At 44.1% G+C, this 6628-nt stretch carries 7 protein-coding genes; 3 read left to right on the forward strand and 4 right to left on the reverse strand.

The annotated features are described in order from the left end of the window. Positions 1–483: 483 nt before the first annotated feature. Positions 484–2367 carry a DEAD/DEAH box helicase gene (locus tag C8N29_RS13490; protein WP_107866597.1) on the forward strand — a complete coding sequence of 628 codons (1884 nt, stop codon included), beginning with the start codon at positions 484–486 and terminating at the stop codon, positions 2365–2367. A 259-nt stretch (positions 2368–2626) separates the two neighbouring features. Then, positions 2627–3085, forward strand: a complete 459-nt coding sequence (locus tag C8N29_RS13495) for an HAD family hydrolase (RefSeq protein ID WP_146164473.1) — start codon at positions 2627–2629, stop codon at positions 3083–3085. Here the strand turns inward: C8N29_RS13495 and C8N29_RS13500 are convergent. From C8N29_RS13500 to C8N29_RS13515, 4 genes are all read right to left on the reverse strand, one after another. After that, positions 3066–4070, reverse strand: a complete 1005-nt coding sequence (locus C8N29_RS13500) for an AraC family transcriptional regulator (protein WP_107866599.1) — start codon at positions 4068–4070, stop codon at positions 3066–3068. The two genes, C8N29_RS13495 and C8N29_RS13500, sit on opposite strands and share 20 nt — an antisense overlap. A gap of 134 nt (positions 4071–4204) precedes the next feature. Beyond that, positions 4205–4462, reverse strand: coding sequence for a DUF1653 domain-containing protein (locus C8N29_RS13505; RefSeq protein ID WP_107866600.1), 258 nt, complete (start codon positions 4460–4462; stop codon positions 4205–4207). Then, positions 4459–4779 (reverse strand): DUF6968 family protein, encoded by a 321-nt coding sequence (locus C8N29_RS13510; RefSeq protein WP_107866601.1) that lies wholly within the window; start codon positions 4777–4779, stop codon positions 4459–4461. The genes C8N29_RS13505 and C8N29_RS13510 overlap by 4 nt, the downstream gene beginning before the upstream one ends. Beyond that, complete coding sequence (locus C8N29_RS13515; RefSeq protein ID WP_107866602.1) at positions 4773–5150, reverse strand: DUF4124 domain-containing protein; 378 nt, start codon at positions 5148–5150, stop codon at positions 4773–4775. Before C8N29_RS13515 ends, C8N29_RS13510 begins: the two co-directional genes overlap by 7 nt. A gap of 191 nt (positions 5151–5341) precedes the next feature. On the opposite strand from C8N29_RS13515, the gene C8N29_RS13520 reads away from it, so the two are divergent. After that, positions 5342–6280, forward strand: coding sequence for an acyltransferase (locus C8N29_RS13520; protein ID WP_107866603.1), 939 nt, complete (start codon positions 5342–5344; stop codon positions 6278–6280). The last annotated feature ends 348 nt before the right edge of the window (positions 6281–6628 follow it).

The raw sequence follows: 6628 nt of genomic DNA on the forward strand, positions 1-6628 counted from the left end.
TATATAATCCGCGCCGCGTACAATACGCATGAAAGCCTCGCCTCCGATCTATTGTAAAGTCTTGCAGGTTTATCCTGTTCTGACGGGCTGCCTTCAGTGTTTAACGACTTCAGGATATTGACCCATCTTTTGATGGCCGTCTGCTGCTTATTTTGAGCAATATCATCCCAAAGTACACTGTCATTTAAGCCCCTGTACACCTCTCCGTATGACGACACTTGTCATATCGGTCTTAGTGATTGGCGTCGAAGCCTGAGTGGCTAACACCACATTAGGACAACACCATCTATTTTAGAACCTCTGCGCTTAGGCTTGTTTGCCGAGCAGATAAGTCATTGCAATGCAAAAATGCATTCGTCATATGAGGGTTCTAACTTGTCAGTCTGCTTTTTCTTGACCGAATCAGCGATTGCGTGTGTTTATGCACCTAGCCGTTAGCCTTTTGCCCGCCTCATCGGGTCTTCTCACTATAGAAGTTTTAACATGACCACTGCTCATGATGCATTGCCTTTGTCTACGTCTACTACTGCTGCCTCTGAAATTATTCTTGAAAATGAATTTGCTGCATTAGGTTTACATCCAGCCTTGATTAAAGCCTTGGATGAATTAAATTTCAAAAAGCCTACCCCCGTGCAAGCTCAAGCCATTCCTGCGTTTTTAGCTGGCCGTGACCTATTAGTGTCCAGCCAAACAGGGTCTGGCAAAACCGCCGCCTTTATGTTGCCTGCGTTACAACTCATTTCGCAAAAACCCTTACCCGAAAAAATTAATACAGCACCACGGACTAAAGGTCGTCGCCCACGTCCTGCCCCTGCACGCCCACACTTAATTGTGTTGACTCCCACGCGGGAACTCGCACAACAAGTGACATCTGCAACTACCCAATTTGATAAATATTTACGTCGTACCATTTGTGCCAGTATTGTCGGGGGGATGCCCTATCCTCGCCAGTTAGAAATGTTAGCCAAAATGCCTGACATTTTAGTGGCAACACCAGGTCGTTTATTAGACCACATGAACTCAGGTCGTATTGATTTGAGTGAATTATCTATGTTGGTCTTTGATGAAGCCGACCGCATGTTAGACATGGGCTTTGCTGATGATATTGATGCGATTGTGGGGCAAACCCCCGAAACGCGTCAAACCCTCATGTTTTCGGCAACCTTAGATGGCCGTACGGGTGAATTAGCCGCAGAAATGTTAAATGACCCCGTACGTGTTGCGATTGCTCAAGAGCAAATGGACTACAAACGTATTGAACAACGTGTGCATTATGTCGATGACAGCAATCATAAAGATAAATTATTAGACCACTTATTAAGCAATGAAGATGATTTACAACAAATGATTATCTTCACAGCGACCAAAGCCGAAGCCGATTTATTGGCCGATGATTTAAGTGACAAAGGTTATGCCGCCAGTGCATTGCACGGTGATATGAAACAATCTATGCGTAATCGTACCTTACAGGGTTTACGTCGTGGTGAAATCAAAGTGTTAGTAGCAACTGATGTGGCTGCACGCGGCATTGACGTACCGTCTATTTCGCACGTGGTCAATTATGGCTTACCCAAACACGGCGAAGATTATATCCATCGTATTGGCCGTACAGGCCGTGCAGGCCGCAGTGGTGTTGCTATCAATTTAATTCAACATGGTGACCGCTTTAAGTGGCAACGTATTGAGCGTTTACTGCCTATACGCGTTGAAGTCGTAGAAATTGAAGGCTTAGAACCGCAACGTGCCCCCAAACCACGCATGGGTGCTGGTCGTGATGGCGCTGGTCGTAACAAAGAGCGTTGGAGTAATGACCGTCGTGAACGCCGCACTAACAGCGGTGGTGGTGGTCGTCGTGATGGTCGTATTGAAGACCGTGCGTTCCGTCAAGATGACCGTCCAGCACCGCAACGTGAACGTTTCGAAGAGCGTCCCGTACGTCGTCAATTTGACGATGCTCCACGCTTTGAAGCCCGCTCTACAGCTCGTACCGAACGTTTTGACCGTCCTGCAGAGTCAAATTACTTTCAAGGCAACAGCTTAGAGCGTGAGCCTTATCGCAACGAAGCCCCTCGTCGTGAGGCAGGCCGTGGCCCGCGTCGTTTTGAAGATAACCAAGCGCCTGCTTTCAACAGTGAGACTGAACGTACACGTCGTCCAGCACGCTTCCAAGGACGTGATGAGGCAAACGGGAATCAGTTTAACCGTGAACAGCCCCGACGTTTTAGCGAAAACTCTCGTGATTTTGGTGCACGTCCAGCCCGTGATGAACGTCGTCCCTTACACGACAAACCACGTCGTACGGCCAGTAGCGAGGTTGTTAGCGAACAACGACCACGCCGCGCTAGCCAAGAGTGGGTACGTCGTTAATGACATGCAAAAGGCGAACTGAAGTTCGCCTTTTTTATTCGCTCATTCATAGCGCATATTTCATGTATGAATTCATGCCTTTGCGCACAGTCTCTGTTATAGTGGCTATATGCGCTTAAAATTCTGAATTCACAAAGACCGTTTAAGTACATCTCTTTTCCCGTTAGGGTTTTGATTATCACGATTCAACTACCATACCTTTATGCAACTTAGTGTTATTAACTCCCCAGTTTATTTATTGATTGCTGTTCTTGTGGCCATGATAATCGGTCTTATTTGGTACTTAGCCAAACAGCATAAAGTTAAGCCAGTCATAAACGCATCATCACCTACACTCAAAACAACAGAGATTGTTTTTAGCGAACTGCAGGTGAGAACAGGATTTAGTAGTGAAGTGGTGTTGCATGTAGCGGCGAGTTTGGCGCAAGGTAGTAGCCACCCACTGTCTCAAGCGATTGTTCACGAAGCACAAAAACGGCAGTTACCGATTAAACCCGTCAGTGAGTTTCAAACCTATCAAGGATATGGTTTGACGGGTTTAGTTGATGGCCGCATTATTGCATTAGGCAACTTGCCGTTGATGCAGGAATTGGGTATTAACATCCCCGCTGCCTACAATCAACTGCATCAAACACAAGCAATGGATGTGCGCCTGATTTATATCAGTGTCAACAGCTATCTAGCAGGTGTGATTTTTCTTACCAGCTTGCCACAATAGCGGCATTTTTTTCACGCCATACCTTAGGGGTTACTCCTGTCCAGCGCTTAAAAGCATGGTTAAAGGCACTCTGCTCGGCATAGCCCAACAATAAGGCGATTTCACTCAACGAAGTGCCTGCTTTACTCAAATAACGCTTGGCTAACTGTAAGCGTGCGTCATCCAATAACACTTGAAACTTCAAACCACGCTCATCTAAGCGACGTTGTAAAGTACGCGGTGAACAGTGCATACGCATAGCCACGACATCTAAATTGGGTGTTGCAGCATGAATGGCAGCATGAATCGCATGACGCAAGGCATCCACAAATTCGTCATTGGCAGGTAATTGCTGTAATAGATTTTCGGCTTGTCTGTCCAGAATGTCGCGTAATACAGGGTCAGGTTTGGCAACAGGCTTGGCTAACCATAAAGCGGGAAACGCCATTGTCGTATAGTTTGATTCAAAGCGCACAGGACAACGAAAGAAATCCTCATAAGGCTTAACCGAGCTAGGTGTGGGATTGATAAAGCTCATCCATACAGGCGAAAACTCAGGTGAAATCAAATAACGCACATAACTTACCAAAACGGATTGCGCCGTTTGGTCAGCAAACTCGCCTGTCACGCCCAACTCAGCGCCCCATTGTAACAGTACCAAGTCGCCCTCAAAGCTCACTTTGAGGTCATTGACTGCATGCACAAGGTCTTCAAAACGCTGCAAGCGCAATAAGGCTTCACCTAAGGTATTGCACGAATAAGAGACATAACCCAAGACCCCCAAATGACGCGGCGTAATGCGGCTACCGACGTCTAAACCAAAAAATGGGTCATGGGTGACTTGATAGGTACGCTCTAACATCGCGCGCCAATCTTCAAAAGGAATACGGATACGCTCATCAAGCTCAGGACAAGGACGCTGTAACACATGTTCAGCATGATGACCTCGGTCATTTAACCACTCAAATAACAAGCGCACATAAGTTCCCGAAATATGGCCTTGCATAATTCACTCTCTCTTATTATCGTCTTTTGTTATATAGGTACTTGGCAATCGCCATCTATTTATCACATGGATATCTTTAGTAGTAACGCCGCTCACACGCACAATATTAACAGTCACTAATGATGTATCACCTATCATTCATGGTGCTTCAACGCCACAGCAGAGATTGGCTCGTCTGCTTTTAGTAAGACAAAACGGGCTTGTTCAACCCCGTCAATCACTATATTTTCTGTAAACATGGCTAATGGGCGCACCCAATACGAAAAGTCACCATACAGTAAATGATATACCACCATATATTCTTCGGTTTCGCTGTGTCTAGCCACGGCAAGCACGCGATAATCTTTACCTTTATAGTGACGATAAATACCGTTAACAATCGGTTGTGTCATGAAAAAATATCCGCTAAACCCAAAGGGCCAGAACCATCTCGCCAGTAGAGTTGTCCACCCGACTCCACAAATTTTTCTAAAGCCGTACGCACTACGCCAAAGGCCAAGTTTAGGCATTGAAACGAATCTACACCTGGGACTTTGACAACATTAGGATACAAACCATCTAATGCAATCTCGGATTGCCAACGTCCCTCGACAGGTTCTGGTAAGCCAATCTGTAGCTTTACTAAACGCACATCACCCGCTTTCATTTTGGCAACCACATGGCGCTCAGCAATGACATACTTCACCATGCTATTTTTTTCTGTCACCATTTTACCGCTCTCACACATTCACGATCGTATTGACATTTTTCTTCTGCTCTTAAGCCCTGCAAATAAAGACGTTGTTTTTCTTTATGGCACCACTCTTTACGTTCTCGCATCGACATCTCTACATCATCTTTGATTTTTTGGCGTACTTTAGTATTTTTTTCTGGTTTAATTTTAGGTAGTTTAATCACTTTCGTTTTGACAACATTTTGTGTTTCAGGCGCCATAGTGACAGGCTCTGCCGCACGCATTTGTCGACTTGCCTCATCGCCAAAATGCCATTGTCCTTGTTCATCTTGCCAACGATACAAATTGGTTTGACCGTACGCGCTATTGAATACACACAAACTAAATAACACAAACACTATTTTCATCGCTCAATCCTTTGCTAAATGCGCATCCTTTGCTCTTCAGTTATAGCATATTGCTCCCAACAACGTTACTGCGTTTGGCAATTTTTGTCGCAGTTGGCCAATGCTTGTTCATCAGAATTTAATATACAACTGTATATTAACAATGTTAGACTCTTTTCTATTCATTTACCTGCACGTTATTGGGGGCTTTCATGTTAAAAAAACTACCTACCCTGCTTAAAGGGTCTCTCAATGTGGGTGCACTTGCCGTAAATACTATCGGTTTATCCACGCCACTATTTAGTTTAGCGGCAGCCAAGTTACTCCCTATCCAACAATTACAAAAAGCCTCTACTCAAGGTTGTATTAAAATTGCCGAAACGTGGATTGGTATTAACAGCTATTACTTAGAAAAAACGCAAGATACGCAGTATCACATTACTGGCGAACTTGCCGATATTAATTACGATGGTTGGTATATGGTTATTGCTAACCATCAATCATGGGCTGATATTTTTGTCCTGCAAAAAATATTTAACCGTCGTGCTCCAATGCTTAAATTCTTCCTCAAACAAGAATTAATTTATGTACCTGTCATAGGTTTATGCTGGTGGGCATTAGACTTTCCTTTTATGAAACGCTATAGCAAAGAATTTCTTGCTAAACATCCTGAATTAAAAGGAAAAGATTTAGAAACGACACGACAAGCCTGTGAGAAATTCAAACACACACCTGTTTCTATCATGAACTTTCTAGAAGGAACACGTTTTACCACTGCTAAACACAAGCAACAACAGTCGCCTTATAAACACCTGCTCAAACCTAAAGCCGCAGGGATTGCTTATGCCTTAAATATTATGAATGAGCGAATTGATACGCTAGTCGATGTCACCATTGACTATCCCGATGGAATTCCAAGTTTTTGGGACTTTATGGCTGGCAAAACCCAAAACGTTAACATTCATATTCAAAAACGCGCAATCCCTAGCGAGTTACAAGTAGGCTCTTATGAGGAAGATGCGAAATTCCGTACCCAATTCCAACAATGGATTAACCAGATATGGCAAGAAAAAGATGACAGACTACAAGCCATGCAGCAACAAACACAAGTAATGCCTGAAAATGTCATTGCCTTCAAACAAGCCAGCTAATTATTTCTCACTCCCTCATCAGTTTCTGATGAGGGAGGCGTCCATCTTATTTCTTGTCATCACTAAAGCTCTAAACGCCATCTTATAAACTTGGCTGACATATTTTTGTCGATATTCCGTCGTTATAATCCACTCAATGAGAAGAGTACGTAGAGCCTGAATTATCATGCGTAATACATGAACCGAAATTTTTAAGACAAGAAGAGTCGTTGGATGGATAGATTGAGAACAAAAAAGTAGGCTGAGACTTTACAAATAAAAAAGCCCTTCATGAGAAGGGCTTTTTTTGATTGGGGTCTGGCGATGACCTACTCTCACATGGCGAATGCCACACTACCATTGGCGCAC

Source organism: Agitococcus lubricus, assembly GCF_003051055.1.
Lineage (GTDB): Bacteria > Pseudomonadota > Gammaproteobacteria > Pseudomonadales > Moraxellaceae > Agitococcus > Agitococcus lubricus.

What these genes read in the sequence shown, in the direction of transcription:
- C8N29_RS13490 (WP_107866597.1), top strand. Translation starts at nt 484, where the DNA reads ATGACCACTGCTCATGATGCATTGCCTTTGTCTACGTCTACTACTGCT.
- C8N29_RS13495 (WP_146164473.1), top strand. Translation starts at nt 2,627, where the DNA reads ATGATAATCGGTCTTATTTGGTACTTAGCCAAACAGCATAAAGTTAAG.
- C8N29_RS13500 (WP_107866599.1), bottom strand. Translation starts at nt 4,070, where the DNA reads ATGCAAGGCCATATTTCGGGAACTTATGTGCGCTTGTTATTTGAGTGG.
- C8N29_RS13505 (WP_107866600.1), bottom strand. Translation starts at nt 4,462, where the DNA reads ATGACACAACCGATTGTTAACGGTATTTATCGTCACTATAAAGGTAAA.
- C8N29_RS13510 (WP_107866601.1), bottom strand. Translation starts at nt 4,779, where the DNA reads ATGGTGACAGAAAAAAATAGCATGGTGAAGTATGTCATTGCTGAGCGC.
- C8N29_RS13515 (WP_107866602.1), bottom strand. Translation starts at nt 5,150, where the DNA reads ATGAAAATAGTGTTTGTGTTATTTAGTTTGTGTGTATTCAATAGCGCG.
- C8N29_RS13520 (WP_107866603.1), top strand. Translation starts at nt 5,342, where the DNA reads ATGTTAAAAAAACTACCTACCCTGCTTAAAGGGTCTCTCAATGTGGGT.